The sequence below is a fragment of the Candidatus Rhabdochlamydia oedothoracis genome, from assembly GCF_019453995.1.
GTDB classification, from domain to species: domain Bacteria; phylum Chlamydiota; class Chlamydiia; order Chlamydiales; family Rhabdochlamydiaceae; genus Rhabdochlamydia; species Rhabdochlamydia oedothoracis.
In genome coordinates this window covers 1,722,329-1,735,517 of the sequence record NZ_CP075587.1, presented here as the reverse complement: position 1 = coordinate 1,735,517, position 13,189 = coordinate 1,722,329, and the positions used below count along the sequence as shown (strand labels likewise).

Annotated in this window: 10 protein-coding genes and 4 pseudogenes; 7 read left to right on the top strand and 7 right to left on the bottom strand. The window is 35.2% G+C overall.

Annotated features, from left to right (window positions below):
• Nucleotides 1-18: 18 nt before the first annotated feature.
• Nucleotides 19-1,032: an IS30 family transposase gene (locus RHABOEDO_RS09570; protein ID WP_220017590.1), complete on the bottom strand. Its 1,014-nt coding sequence runs from the start codon at nucleotides 1,030-1,032 to the stop codon at nucleotides 19-21.
• A 112-nt stretch (nucleotides 1,033-1,144) separates the two neighbouring features.
• Between RHABOEDO_RS09570 and RHABOEDO_RS11630 the strand changes: the two genes are divergently transcribed.
• A complete protein-coding gene (locus RHABOEDO_RS11630) occupies nucleotides 1,145-1,327 on the top strand; it encodes a DUF4277 domain-containing protein (RefSeq protein WP_350339719.1) in 183 nt (60 codons plus the stop codon).
• A gap of 33 nt (nucleotides 1,328-1,360) precedes the next feature.
• A complete protein-coding gene (locus RHABOEDO_RS09560) occupies nucleotides 1,361-2,008 on the top strand; it encodes an IS1634 family transposase (protein WP_320412798.1) in 648 nt (215 codons plus the stop codon).
• 33 nt (nucleotides 2,009-2,041) lie between these two features.
• On the opposite strand, the pseudogene RHABOEDO_RS11890 reads toward RHABOEDO_RS09560, so the two are convergent.
• Together RHABOEDO_RS11890 and RHABOEDO_RS11885 are read right to left on the bottom strand one after the other, a co-directional pair.
• Nucleotides 2,042-2,245: pseudogene (locus RHABOEDO_RS11890) on the bottom strand (transposase family protein); the annotation flags it as partial.
• Between the two features lie 9 nt (nucleotides 2,246-2,254).
• Nucleotides 2,255-2,476 (bottom strand): annotated as a pseudogene (locus RHABOEDO_RS11885) (IS5/IS1182 family transposase); the annotation flags it as partial.
• 5 nt (nucleotides 2,477-2,481) lie between these two features.
• Between RHABOEDO_RS11885 and RHABOEDO_RS11880 the strand changes: the two are divergent.
• Nucleotides 2,482-2,598: pseudogene (locus RHABOEDO_RS11880) on the top strand (IS481 family transposase); the annotation flags it as partial.
• Between the two features lie 54 nt (nucleotides 2,599-2,652).
• Here RHABOEDO_RS11880 and RHABOEDO_RS09545 read toward each other — a convergent pair.
• A complete protein-coding gene (locus RHABOEDO_RS09545; protein WP_220017587.1) occupies nucleotides 2,653-6,426 on the bottom strand; it encodes a hypothetical protein in 3,774 nt (1,257 codons plus the stop codon).
• A gap of 533 nt (nucleotides 6,427-6,959) precedes the next feature.
• Here RHABOEDO_RS09545 and RHABOEDO_RS09540 point away from each other — a divergent pair.
• Together RHABOEDO_RS09540 and RHABOEDO_RS09535 are read left to right on the top strand one after the other, a co-directional pair.
• Nucleotides 6,960-7,097 carry a hypothetical protein gene (locus RHABOEDO_RS09540; protein WP_215217034.1) on the top strand — a complete coding sequence of 46 codons (138 nt, stop codon included), beginning with the start codon at nucleotides 6,960-6,962 and terminating at the stop codon, nucleotides 7,095-7,097.
• An 85-nt stretch (nucleotides 7,098-7,182) separates the two neighbouring features.
• Entirely contained in the window at nucleotides 7,183-7,353 is a 171-nt protein-coding gene (locus tag RHABOEDO_RS09535) for a hypothetical protein (RefSeq protein WP_215217035.1), read from the top strand.
• Between the two features lie 10 nt (nucleotides 7,354-7,363).
• Here the strand turns inward: RHABOEDO_RS09535 and htpG are convergent, their stop codons facing one another.
• Nucleotides 7,364-9,190 carry a molecular chaperone HtpG gene (gene htpG, locus RHABOEDO_RS09530; RefSeq protein WP_215217036.1) on the bottom strand — a complete coding sequence of 609 codons (1,827 nt, stop codon included), beginning with the start codon at nucleotides 9,188-9,190 and terminating at the stop codon, nucleotides 7,364-7,366.
• A gap of 228 nt (nucleotides 9,191-9,418) precedes the next feature.
• Here htpG and RHABOEDO_RS09525 point away from each other — a divergent pair.
• Nucleotides 9,419-9,577, top strand: a pseudogene (locus RHABOEDO_RS09525) (DUF4277 domain-containing protein); the annotation flags it as partial.
• A 482-nt stretch (nucleotides 9,578-10,059) separates the two neighbouring features.
• Entirely contained in the window at nucleotides 10,060-11,673 is a 1,614-nt protein-coding gene (locus RHABOEDO_RS09520) for an NAD+ synthase (protein ID WP_215217038.1), read from the top strand.
• Here the strand turns inward: RHABOEDO_RS09520 and epmA are convergent.
• Both epmA and efp read right to left on the bottom strand, forming a co-directional pair.
• Nucleotides 11,670-12,602: an EF-P lysine aminoacylase EpmA gene (gene epmA, locus RHABOEDO_RS09515; protein WP_215217039.1), complete on the bottom strand. Its 933-nt coding sequence runs from the start codon at nucleotides 12,600-12,602 to the stop codon at nucleotides 11,670-11,672. The two genes, RHABOEDO_RS09520 and epmA, sit on opposite strands and share 4 nt — an antisense overlap.
• A complete protein-coding gene (efp, locus tag RHABOEDO_RS09510) occupies nucleotides 12,595-13,161 on the bottom strand; it encodes an elongation factor P (protein WP_215217040.1) in 567 nt (188 codons plus the stop codon). Before efp ends, epmA begins: the two co-directional genes overlap by 8 nt.
• Between the last annotated feature and the right edge of the window lie 28 nt (nucleotides 13,162-13,189).

The window sequence follows — 13,189 nt, the reverse complement described above, 5'->3', positions numbered from 1 at the left end:
AAATACTTGAAAAAACATCTATTGTGCACCCGAGCATAGCATGTTTGTAGATAATCTCGTAAATACTTCTAGTGGAGTTTCGAAGTTGACAGCCTTTCTAGGTCTGTTATTTAGTAAAGTTTCCACCCTTTCTATATCCTTGGAAGTCGTATCTAAAAAGCTTTGTGTTTTAGGAAAATATTGCCTAACTAGTCCGTTTGTATGCTCATTTAAGCCTCTTTCCCAAGAATGGTAGGGCGTTGCAAAGTAGAAGTCTGTCTCTAGCTCGAAACTAACCATTTGGTGATAGGCAAATTCTTTTCCGTTGTCTGCTGTTAATGTGTGTACAAAATCTTTGATAGGTTTAAGTTGTTCAATTAACGCTTGACTTACTTCCTCTGCAGTTTTATGAGAAACTTTGGCGAGCTTAGTTAGCTTGGAAGTTCTTTCTACCATTGATACAATTACGCCTTTATGTCCTGCCCCTATGACTGTATCTAGTTCCCAGTCTCCTAAACGAGTCTTTTTTTCTACAATACAAGGCCGTTGCTTAATATCTATACGACCAGGCATGTTCCCTCTTCCAGAAGCTCCCTTTCTCTGCTTGTTATATTTTTTCCCTCGATGACGGAGCTCTCTATAAAGCTGTCCTCCCTGTCGTTTATCTTTCCAGATATGATTATAGATGGTCTCATGACTAACATGTTCTTTACCATGTCTTTTAAGCCATCCGGATATTTGTATAGGGCTCCATTGCAACTTGATTTTTTCTTCAATACGGGTAACTATTTGAGGAGTCATTTTTTTATTGGGCTGAGAATTTTTTCTAAGAAATGCTTTTTCTTGAGCTTGCTGATGACGGTATCCTCGTTGCCCTTTATTTCTCTTAAGTTCCCTACTAATAGTGCTATGATGAACTTTTAGAATGTTTGCTATTGAGCTAGATGTATCTCCTCTAGCTTTTAAAATATAAATCTGACATCTTTGGTCATAGGTTAGGTGATGGTAGCCTTTAGGCAAGGTCTCTCCTTGTGTTTGATTGTTAAAAATCACAATAGAGATTCTTTCATCGCCTGCCTATTCTTTTTTTAATTCTTCTGTGCACTTCAAACTTGAAAAGACTAAACTCTTAATTTGAATGTAAACGATTATAGCAGCGGTGGCTATGATCATCAATGGTCTGGGCTTTACGAATAGGACATTGTATTTAGCTCATCAATTTTTTGCATCCAAGCCAATAGAAAGGCTCCTAGGAGTTGGTCTTAAGGCCAAAGATAGTACCGATCATGAGCTAGGCTGTGCTCTCGATAATATTGCAGAGTATGGTGCAAGCAAATTATTTTCTTGAAGTAGCTTTTGGGATCGCTGTGGATAATCATTTATTGGATGGAATAAATCACATAGAGACGATGATCCCAAAATTATAGAGGGTACACATGGATTTTCCAAAGACCACAGGCCAGATTTGAAGCAGGTCTTTTTATCATTGGTTGTAAATGGTCCGAGTTCTATTCCTTTGTGGATGGATCCTTTAGATGGGAATAGCTCTGACAAAGTGTCTTTCCACGAAACCATCAAAAACGTAGAGAATTTTCGTTCTCAAATAGATCTAGATAAGCCCTCCAGGTGGATAGCAGATTCGGCTCTGTACACGAAGGAGAGGCTACTGAAAAATAATGACTATTTGTGGGTGACACGAGTTCCTGAGACAACTACTGAAGCAAAAAGAATGATGGAAAAGCCATCAGAAGACATACCTTGGATCGAAGCAGGAAATGGATACAGAATAGCAAGATTCAACTCTTCATATGGAGAGATTATGCAGCGATGGTTACTGGTTTTTTCGGAGCAAGCTTATTATCGAGAGCAGAGGACGCTGGAGAAGAAAATTACTAGGCAAGCAGAAAAGTTAAAACAAGCGCTTTGGCAACTCGGCAATCAAATATTTCATTGCAAAAAAGATGCAATCAAAGCCTTTGAAGCGGTCAAAAATGGACAATCTTACCTTGTTCATTTAATACACAGATAAAAGTTCTTTTCATTAGACCTCTTTCAAAACCCATTAACATAGCTCCAGATTATAAATGCCCGCAATTAGATTGAACCGAAGACCAAACCTTTTTCGTCTATTTCTATAACGATCAGCTAAAATTTTGAATCGCTTAAGCAGACCAATAGCATTTTCATTAATTACACGTTCTTTGGAAAGGAATTGATTATTTTTTTTGTCTTGTTTTGTTAAAGGATTTTTCTTGCTTCTTCTTTTAGAGCCTGTTTAAAATCTTTTCAAAAGTAGAGCAATAAAAGCAAGAAACACCATATTCAGGCTTGTATGTAGTTTTCTTTCTCAATTTTTCCATAGCCTGCGACATTTTTCTATCCACGCAAAAGAACGCTTTACAATCCATTTTCTAGAAATGACTGTAAAAGTATGAAGTGCATTTCTTTTTGCTATTTCTACTATATATTCTAATATTTCCTGTACACTCTTTGCAAAAAATGGATGTGGATAAATGGGTAAAAGAGTACAATGAAGAGCAAGTCTATTCTGGGAAATATTGTTATGGGAAGACACCATGGCAAACATTTCAGGATGCAAAGCATCTAGCACAAATGAAAATGCTAGACACATTAAACCAAATTGACACTGTCAATGAAGTGCTGTCTGTCAACTCAAGTTCTGTCTAGGACAAGGTAAGAATCTTCCATGTACTCGTCTAAACTAACACTTTCTTCAGATGCAAGGTCTTTTTCTTCGGAGTTTACTAAGTCTAATAAGGTTTTATACCCAGTTGTATCTAAGGCTTGTTCTATTGATTTAATTATGTTTTGCCCTATTCCCTCAGTAATAGACCCTGATTGTATATCTTTTACTAAAACCTCAGCTAGATTGAAACATGTATTTTGTTGTTGTTTTTGAAAGTTAATTATCTTTGCGTGTATACGCTCCATTTTCTCTAAAGCATTCTCATGATATAGATCTTTTAATTTTTCTAGCCGGTCTTCATAAGCTTGTTCTAATTTGGCTCTTTCTTTTTTTTCTGATGATAATTGTTCTTGTATTTTTTCTAAATTTTCTAAAAGATCATTATTTTCTTCTGAAGAAATGATTATTTCTTTTTGTTGTTCATTAAAGGTATCTTGAACTCTTTGTAGATCTTTTAACTGTGATTCTGATTTATTTAATCGAGATTCTAGGAATTTTTTCTCTTCTTCTAAGTTTTCAATGGTTTTTGTTTTTTCAGATAGTTCTAGTGTTAAATCCTTATTGGATTTTTCCATTTTTTCTATTTTTCTAGTAGTGTTGTATGCAATAGGTTTAATAGCTTCGAGTTCTTCTCGAAGGTCTTTTATTTCTGCTTGTAAAGTAGTTATTTCTGTGGCTGTTTCGAGGCTTTCTTCCAGATATGGCATTGCTAGAGTGTAATAATCAGAAGTAAGTGTTAATAGGTCTTCTGGAATAATGCTATTCTCTAGAGAAGAGAGATCTTGTTCCATTTTATTTTCTACTTCTTCTATGGTAGCATCTATTGAAGCTATCTCAGTACTTATTGCTGGTATAGCAGCTGTTTCTAAAATACTTAATATTTCTTTTTCGTCTTTTAGTTGGTTTTGTAATGTTTGATAGGCTTCAGATAAACGTTGAATTTCTTCATTTAGTTCAGAAATTTGCTCATCTTTGATAGAAAGTTGCATTTGTAAACTAGTTTTTTCATTTTGATGAGATTCCAAAAAGGCTGATTGATTTTGACTAGCTTGCTCTAATTGCTTTTTAAGTTTTATATGTTCTAACTCTAAGGCTTCTTTTTCTTGTTGTAGATTAGATAGGCTTTCAAGTTTTTCTTTTAGGGTTATGATCTCCTGCTTTTTGTCTTCTAAAAGTTGAGAAGTTTCCCTATAATTTTTTTCTATAAGAGTATTAGCCTGCTTGAGTGTATCTATCTCTTGTTGTAGCTGAGAAAGTTGTCTTTCTAGTCCTTGACGGGTGTTGTATGAGCGCTCTAATTGTTTAATTTTATTACTATAGTCTGTAGATAACTCAGTCTGAGTTTTCTTAGCTTGAATAAGTTGTCTTGTGAGATTTCCACGTTCTAAATCTAAAGCCTCTTTTTCTTGTTGTAGAAGAGATAGCTGTGATTGTAATTCAGGTAGGGCTTTGAGTTCTTGTTGTATGACTACAATTTCTTGTTCTCTTTGTATTAAGAGTAGAGAAGCTTCTTTATAAGATTCATTAGCTTGTTCTAAACCTGTTTTCTCTTGTTTTAATTTAGAGAGCTGATTTTGTAATTCTTGAAGTTCTTCAAGTTTAGGTAAGTTTTGAATCTTTATTTCTATTTGTGCAATTTGTGCATCTTTAGTAGAGAGTTGTGTTTGTAGATCTGTGTTCGAGTTCTCTAATTGTTTAATTTTATTATTATAGTCTATAGATAGCTCAGTATGTTCTAACTCTAAGGCTTCTTTTTCTTGTTGTAGATTAGATAGGCTTTCAAGTTTTTCTTTTAGGGTTATGATCTCCTGCTTTTTGTCTTCTAAAAGTTGAGAAGTTTCCCTATAATTTTTTTCTATAAGAGTATTAGCCTGCTTGAGTGTATCTATCTCTTGTTGTAGCTGAGAAAGTTGTCTTTCTAGTCCTTGACGGGTGTTGTATGAGCGCTCTAATTGTTTAATTTTATTACTATAGTCTGTAGATAACTCAGTCTGAGTTTTCTTAGCTTGAATAAGTTGTCTTGTGAGATTTCCACGTTCTAAATCTAAAGCCTCTTTTTCTTGTTGTAGAAGAGATAGCTGTGATTGTAATTCAGGTAGGGCTTTGAGTTCTTGTTGTATGACTACAATTTCTTGTTCTCTTTGTATTAAGAGTAGAGAAGCTTCTTTATAAGATTCATTAGCTTGTTCTAAACCTGTTTTCTCTTGTTTTAATTTAGAGAGCTGATTTTGTAATTCTTGAAGTTCTTCAAGTTTAGGTAAGTTTTGAATCTTTATTTCTATTTGTGCAATTTGTGCATCTTTAGTAGAGAGTTGTGTTTGTAGATCTGTGTTCGAGTTCTCTAATTGTTTAATTTTATTATTATAGTCTATAGATAGCTCAGTATGTTCTAACTCTAAGGCTTCTTTTTCTTGTTGTAGATTAGATAGGCTTTCAAGTTTTTCTTTTAGGGTTATGATCTCCTGCTTTTTGTCTTCTAAAAGTTGAGAAGTTTCCCTATAATTTTTTTCTATAAGAGTATTAGCCTGCTTGAGTGTATCTATCTCTTGTTGTAGCTGAGAAAGTTGTCTTTCTAGTCCTTGATGGGTATTGTCTGAGCTTTTGATTAGCTCGTTAATTTGTTCATCTTTAGCAGAAAGTTGTGTTTGTAAAAGCGCATTTGAGCTATTTAGTTCTTCAATTTTATTATTATAGTTTGTAGATAGCTTAATTTGACTTTCTTTAATTTGAGAAAGTTGCTCTGTAAGGGTCCCATATTCTGAATCTAAATTATTTTTTTCTCTTTGTAAATCAGATAGCTGCAATTGTAAGTTAGGCAAAGCTTCAAGTTTTTCTTGCAGGGTTGCAATTTCATGTTCTTTTTGTGCTAAGAGCAGAGAAGCTTTTTTATAAGATTGACCTGTAAGATCATTAGTTTGTTCTAACTCTGTTTTTTCTTTTTGTAGTTTAAGAAGCATTTCCTTAAGAGCTGAATTTTCAATCCCTTGAGCAGGAGGTGAAGTTAACGGAGTGATAGGGGATTGATTTAAATTTCTGGATAAAAGATCTAGTAATGCTCGGTAAATGTCTTGTTGGTTATCTACTAATTTATTAATCAGAGCATATTCTTCAGTATAGGGATAGGTAATGTTTTCTTGTTTAAGTGATAAGTTGTGAATAGCTTGGGTTAAGAATACAAGTTGTTCTTTTATTACTTTTAGTTCTTCAGAAGAAGGAGTTTTCTTATTTAGCTGATCTTGTAAATCCTCTATTTTAGCATGCAATTGTTGTATTTGAGAGTTTGATAGAGTAGCGTCAAAATGAATTTTAGAAGGAACTTGTTCTTTGTTTGTTTGTGAAGGGATAAATAAAGGGCGGACTTTAGATTTCAATCCAGCAGAAGAACCAAGAGAAAAGGATTCTTTAAATAAGGAGGCTGCTTTTGTAATAATTTTTTCTTTTCTTTCTTTAATTTCTTGGGAGAGTTCTGAGTCTTTTTTTGCTACTTTAGAATCTTCTAAGTTTTCTCTCCTCAACAGCTGGATCGTAATCCCATCTTTGGTAAGGTGGATGCGAAGTTTTATGTCTTTTGTGGGGTTAAAGTTAGAGATAAGAGCAAGAAATCCTTCTGCATTAAGAAGAGTTCCTACTTTTTCTGCGATCCCTGCTTGTATGGCTTCTTGCAAATCATTAGGGCAGGGTAAGAAAGACCCTTTCTGATCAAACATTTCTAAATTTGATATATTATGAATATTTATCATGATTTTTTCTTATTATTTTTATATTAAGTAGGTTGTTTGATTATATTTTATATATTAAAGGTAAATTTATGTTAAAGACAGGTATATAAAATTAACTATTTTTTACTTGCGATAAATTAATAAATATGATAATCCTCTTTTTAAGAGGTCTTATGCTTTTAATTACCAGTATTTTATGTTTTTTCTTTTGCTATTCCCAAAATGCAACCTACGATATATCTGTCCTGGGAAGCGGATTCATTCGGTGGAACTGTTTAACCTTGAGCCTAAAATACAGAATACGAGTTCAGCTTTGGCAAGAAGATTTATCGATTTAGGACTTTAGCCAATGGATATCCCTCTTTGTTTTGCTGTAGGTGGGGATGCTTATTATTACTTGGATTTGATGCGTAAAATGGCTTTGCAAATCGCAGCTAGATCACCGGATTTTGTCGTAGTAGGAGGCTATATACTGAAATGCATTAGAAAAAAGACTTTTCAAACACTAAATTCATTGAAATTTTCTAATGGATTGAGATATAAATTTTGCTCATATGCAACTAAAAGCGAACTTTTTAACAAGAAACCAAAAAGACATCCTCAAGGCTCGTCATCGCCATGAACGGGATAAAAGGCTATGCGATAGAATCAAATCTATTTTATTAGACCTCTTTCAAAACCCATTAACATAGCTCCAGATTATAAATGCCCGCAATTAGATTGAACTGAAGACCAAACCTTTTTCGTCTATTTCTATCGTGTAGACTCAAGTATTAGATGAATTTTGCTAAATTGTTTACGAGAAATTTAGAAAAAATAGCAAAAGTCAATTCCGTCTGTTTAGTGCGAATAGATCAAGAAAAAGCTGTGGTGGATGCTTTAGATATAAAGGGAAGAGTGATTGATTCGGTGACAATTATGCCTCAAGGAGCAGGATCTGCTCCTTGAGAAGGGTTTTTTAAGGGCAGAAATCTGCCATTTTTTCCAACACGCGATTAGAGCGCAAAATAAAAGACGATAGAGCCTCTGGTGCTAGTTCTTTTTGAGAAAGCAAGGAGAGCTCATAAATATGATGAATAAGTTCCTTAGCCAGTTCTGGTTCTTTTGTTTCTAATTGATAGGCTTTTTGTACAAGCTTATTATTGGTATTTACCACGAAAGTGTTTTTAGAAGGCAAATTGAAGGACTGTTTGGTTAAAGCCATTGTCTCACGCATCCTTCGCATATGCTCATCAATCACTAAAAGAGCTGGAACTGTGTCATTGACAAGACTTTTTGCTTCTACTTCAAGATGCTCTATTTGTAATTTGGAACGGATGAAGTCTGCTATTTTAGCAGCCTCTGTACGCCCTTCTGTATCAAGTAGAGTATGCTCTCTAGTTTTATCTAGAATAGTTTCATCCAGTGCTCCATCGATTCTTTGAAAGCTTATCTTATCTAATTTGCTCTCTAAAAAACTCATAAGATGGTTATCAATCGGTGAGGGGGCATATAAAACCTCCATACCTTTTGCTTGATATAGATCAAGAATATGGCTATGAGAATGCTCTTGAGAGACATAGAAGATCTTATTTTCATGAGACAAACGATTACGCTCTATGTATTCTTCTACTGTTGTCCAATCTTTGTTTGTTTGCTGCCAAATGAGCAAGCTTTTAAGACGCTCATACCACTTGTCATCTTGTAAAATCCCCAGTTTTATGATCCACTCAATGTCCGGCCATGTTTGAATAAACCGCTCGCGATTGGTGGTATATAAAGAGAGTAGGCGATCGCTTACTTTTTTAGAGATATGTTGAGAGAGTTGTCTTACCGTACGATCGACTTGCAAGGTACTACGCGATACATTTAAAGGAATATCAGGACTATCGATAGCGCCTCTTAGTATCATAAGGTAGTCAGGCAAAACATCTTTACAGTTATCTGATACATATACGCGATTGCAAAAGAGCTTAATGGTATTTTGATTCCAGTCAAAGCGACCTGTAATTTTAGGGAAGTAGAGGATCCCTTTTAGATTAAATGGATAATCTACATTTAAATGAATCCAAAAGATGGGATCTGGCTCTAGGGGATAGAGTTGGTGATAGAAATCGATGTATTCTTTATCTGTGCAGTCAGCAGAATTTTTCAACCAAAGAGGCTCTTTAGCGTTGATTTGCTTGCCGTTTAGGTAAATAGGAACCGGCAAAAATCCACAGTACTTTTGCAAAAGAGTGTTTATTCTTGTCTCTTCTAAGAACTCTTCTGCTTCTGAGGATATATGTAATGTAATCGCAGTTCCCCTAGAAGTTCTAGTTCCTTTCTCTAGTTCATAAGAAGAAGAACCATCACAAGACCAAAGAGCTGGCTCTGCTTCTGGAACGTAAGAGAGAGAATCAATACTAACCTTATCCGCAACCATATAGGCAGAATAAAATCCAAGGCCAAAATGTCCAATGATCTGATCTTGTTCTTTTTCGGTTTTATATTTGCTTAAAAACTCTTTAGCTCCTGAAAAGGCAAGCTGTGCAATATACTTTTCTATTTCCTCTGCACTCATACCAAGGCCAGTATCGCTAAAAGTCAGGGTTTTTTTCTCTTTATCGATTGTTAGATCAATTCGAAAAGAGCTATTTTCAATAGAGAGTTTTTCATGATCTTTTAACACTTTACATTTATGAATAGCGTCACACCCATTAGAAATAAGCTCTCGGAGAAAAATTTCTTTGTCTGAATAGAGCCACTGTTTAATGATCGGTAAAATATTTTCCGTGTCAATTTTTAAATTGCCGCATTTTTTCATTATATACCTCCTTTAATCGTATTAGATGGAATACGACAATAGTTTGAGAACAAATTAATATCAATTAATTTATCTTCTTCTAAAACAATCAGCAAGATCGCAAGGGGGAGCTAATCACCTAATCATCTATTTTTGGAATTAGCTAAGCTTTTTGTGCTATTATGTCTTTTTTGAACAAAGAGGTGCGGTATGGTAGAGGTTTCAGAAGGAGAAATTCAAACGACAGTAATGGATCATTATGGCTTAGTGGCTGTCATTTGTCAGGACTTAAAAATTGCTGAAAGGATTGACAATCGTCTGCCATCAGGCCCTCAAAGGAAAGTTAGTCCAGGAATAGCAGCGGTGGCTATGATCATCAATGGTCTGGGCTTTACGAATAGAACATTAGATTTCTTGCATAACCCCCTATTTTAAAGCTTTCATTTATAGATTCCTATCTTAATAAAAGCATTTCCAGCTATATACTAGTTTGGCTTCAAATTAAGAATTTGAACCATATAAAAATCTTTAAGCAAAGAACAATACCTTCTATGAAGGTAAAGAGATTTTTTTCAAAATACCAAGAGATAATCCTTAATTTGAAATTAAACTAGTATATCGCTCAAACAATCATATCTCCTGGATTAAAATACTTTAAAATTTTAGATTGCTTATTGGTTATGCAAGAGATCTATTGTTCTTCTTTTAATCCTTTCATTCTCATGACATCTATTCAAGATAGGTTCATATGCTGTTTGACAATGCTCTCATATCTGTTTCAGTATTTTTTGAAATCAGAGGAACAACTGGTTTTCGTGGATTAAACGTCAAGTATTGAGGCTAATTGATTAAATCGGCTATTTTGAAAAAAAGAGGTTAAGAAAGGATCTATGCGTATTTTTGTTTCTCAATTAAATCCAATTATTGGTGATTTAGAAGGAAACACAAAAAAAATACTTTATTCTTTAGAACAGGCGCGTTTAGCCCATGCAGAGCTTATTCTCTTCTCAGAACTTATTTTATCTGGCTACCCTCCAGAGGATTTATTATTACAAAGGTCTTTTGTTGAAGCGCATGCGTATTATTTGGAACAGGTCATTGCAGCATCTTCTGGTTTAATTGTTATTTTGGGATTGGTTCGTCAAAATAAAGAGAGGGCAGAAAAATCTCTGATAAATAGTGCTGCTGTTATTTACGATAGGAAACTTTTAGGCTTTCAAGACAAACAGTTGCTTCCTACCTACGATGTCTTTGATGAGAGGCGCTATTTTGAACCGGTTTTAAAAACCCGTATTTGGCCATTGAAAGGTAAAAGAATTGGTATTTTGATTTGTGAGGATATGTGGCAACATCTAGAAGGTAATTATGCACACGATCCTGTATTAGACCTGGTTGATTTGCAACCAGATCTTATCCTTAACTTATCCGCTTCTCCCTATGGATTTCAAACATTAGAGACTCGTATTGAAGTATGTCTTGCTTGTGCACGCACATTGAAATGTCCTGTTATACTTTGCTGTCAGGTGGGAGCTAATGATCAACTTGTATTTGCAGGCTATAGTACCTATGTAAATAAGCAAGCTGAACTGCAACAGTTAGCAAAGGGATTTGAAGAAGATACAATGCTTCTGGATACAGAAGCTGTATCTACACCCTATACCTTTATTATCGATCCGTTCAAGGATTTATATCAGGCACTGGTATTAGGCTTGAGGGATTACTTTGTTAAACTAGGATTTAAAAAAGCTTGTCTTGGGATATCAGGTGGAATTGATTCCGCTTTGGTAGCTTGCATAGCAGTGGATGCATTAGGTAGTGAAAATGTATTAGGCATTACCATGCCTTCTCGTTATAACTCAAAACAAAGCCTCTTGGATGCTATAGAATTAGCAGACAACTTAAAAATAACACTAAAGCAGATTCCCATTGAAAAACCATTTCAAGCATATCTTGAACTTTTACAACCTTATTTTGTAGACCAAAAATTCGATGCAACCGAGGAGAATTTGCAAGCTCGTATTAGAGGGGCCATTTTAATGGCTTTTTCCAATAAGTTTGGATGCTTAGTTTTAAGTACGGGTAATAAAAGTGAAATGGCAATGGGTTATTGCACTTTATATGGGGATATGTGTGGAGGTTTAAGTGTGCTATCAGATTTGACTAAACAGCAGGTGTATATCTTAGCCAATCTACATAAACAACGCATTCCTAAATCTACATTAAAAAAACCCCCTTCAGCTGAGCTTAAGTTCAATCAATTAGACAGTAATTCTCTTCCTCCTTATGATATTATAGATCAAGTATTACAAGGTTATATAGAGGAATATTTTTCTCCTGAAGAGATTTCTTATCAATATCAAATACCTCTTGATCTCGTGAAGCAATTAATTAAAAGAATGTATAACGCAGAGTATAAACGCCAACAAGCAGCTCCTGGAATTCGCGTGAGTCGCAGGGCTTTTCAAGCAGGAAGGCGATTTCCCATTGTACAAAAATGGGTTTAGGTTTCATCCCAGGAAAAAGGCAGAATGGGCTTTAGATTATTTAATCCATGCTTAAGAGCGAGCAGGCGATCAAACCCTAAGGCTACTCCACAGCAAGGAGGGAGCTCAAGATCTTGGAGAAATTTTTCATCAATAGGAAGAGCTTCTTTTCCCATTAAAAGGCGAGTTTGATTAGCTTTTTCGATACGTAGTTTGTTTTCTTGTGGGTCGGTTAACTCTTGATACCCATTGGCTATTTCTACTGTTTTATAATATACCTCAAAACGACATGCTACGAGCTTTTGATCGACTAAACGGGTTTTAGCAAGCGCTGCTTGTTCTATAGGGAAATCGGTAATCACAGTCAGATAATGAGGATCCAAAGTGGGCTCTACTACAGATCCCATTACTAATTGAATCAGAAAATCCCTATCCCAACTTGTATCGGATATTTGAATGTCATAGGCTTTTAGACAGTCAAATAACTCTTGTACATCACATGTATCACAATCGATTTCTGTAGCTTGAGTGAAAGCTTCTCGGTAGGTATAAGTATGAATAGGAAGATTACCCAAGGTCATCTGCAATAAATCCAAAGTTTCTCTAATGAGTTGTTCTAAGGACCAGTCTATTCGATACCATTCCAGCATGGTGAATTCTGGGTTGTGCCATCTACCGAATTCATGATTACGGAATACGTGACTGAGTTGATAAATATCTTTGATACCATAAGAGAGCAGTCGTTTCATGCGGTATTCTGGAGATGTATGCAAATAGCCTAATTTATTGCTTAAGCAAACTTTCATTACATCGATATGTGGATCTATGGAGGCTGTCAGAGATAATGCAGGGCAATCTACTTCTAAAACCTTTCTCTGCAAAAAAAAGTGGCGTATTTTAGTAAGTAGATCAGCTCTGCTATACAATAAAGAGAGATCTTTTTTAGACACGAGCGACGTAATCTCCCGTACGTGTGTCTATTTTAATCTTTTCTCCTTCTTCGATAAAGATGGGAATTTGTACTTTTGCACCACTCTCTGTAATCGCTGGTTTTAAAACTCGTCCAGAAGCGGTATCTCCACGTGCTCCCGGAGCTGTTTCAACAACACGCATTTCCATGAAAGTAGGAGGAGTAACATCAATCGGTTGTCCCTTATAGAAGGTTACATCATACAGGATCTCTTCAAGCAGCCACTGCTGTTTATCCTCTAATATGTAAAGAGGAATGGTAAATTGTTCAAAGGACTCATCGTCCATAAAAACAACTCCATCGGATTCTTTGTATAACATACGCATCTTTAGTTCTTCTACATCTGCCGTTGCTACCTTTTCGCCTGATTTAAAGGTTTTTTCTATAACACGCCCTGTTATTAAATGCTTGAGTTTAATACGATTGAAAGGTTGTCCTTTCCCCGGTTTAACAAACTCATTGCTAACCACGGTATAGGGTTCTTCTTCGATTTCTACTTTAAAACCACCTCTTAGATCACTTGTGCTGTATTGGGCCATGTCGTTCCTTTTTTAAAAAGACCATTTT

What these genes read in the sequence shown, in the direction of transcription:
- RHABOEDO_RS09535 (WP_215217035.1), top strand. Translation starts at nt 7,183, where the DNA reads ATGAATTTTGCTAAATTGTTTACGAGAAATTTAGAAAAAATAGCAAAA.
- RHABOEDO_RS11630 (WP_350339719.1), top strand. Translation starts at nt 1,145, where the DNA reads ATGATCATCAATGGTCTGGGCTTTACGAATAGGACATTGTATTTAGCT.
- RHABOEDO_RS09545 (WP_220017587.1), bottom strand. Translation starts at nt 6,426, where the DNA reads ATGATAAATATTCATAATATATCAAATTTAGAAATGTTTGATCAGAAA.
- htpG (WP_215217036.1), bottom strand. Translation starts at nt 9,190, where the DNA reads ATGAAAAAATGCGGCAATTTAAAAATTGACACGGAAAATATTTTACCG.
- RHABOEDO_RS09540 (WP_215217034.1), top strand. Translation starts at nt 6,960, where the DNA reads ATGCAACTAAAAGCGAACTTTTTAACAAGAAACCAAAAAGACATCCTC.
- RHABOEDO_RS09520 (WP_215217038.1), top strand. Translation starts at nt 10,060, where the DNA reads ATGCGTATTTTTGTTTCTCAATTAAATCCAATTATTGGTGATTTAGAA.
- efp (WP_215217040.1), bottom strand. Translation starts at nt 13,161, where the DNA reads ATGGCCCAATACAGCACAAGTGATCTAAGAGGTGGTTTTAAAGTAGAA.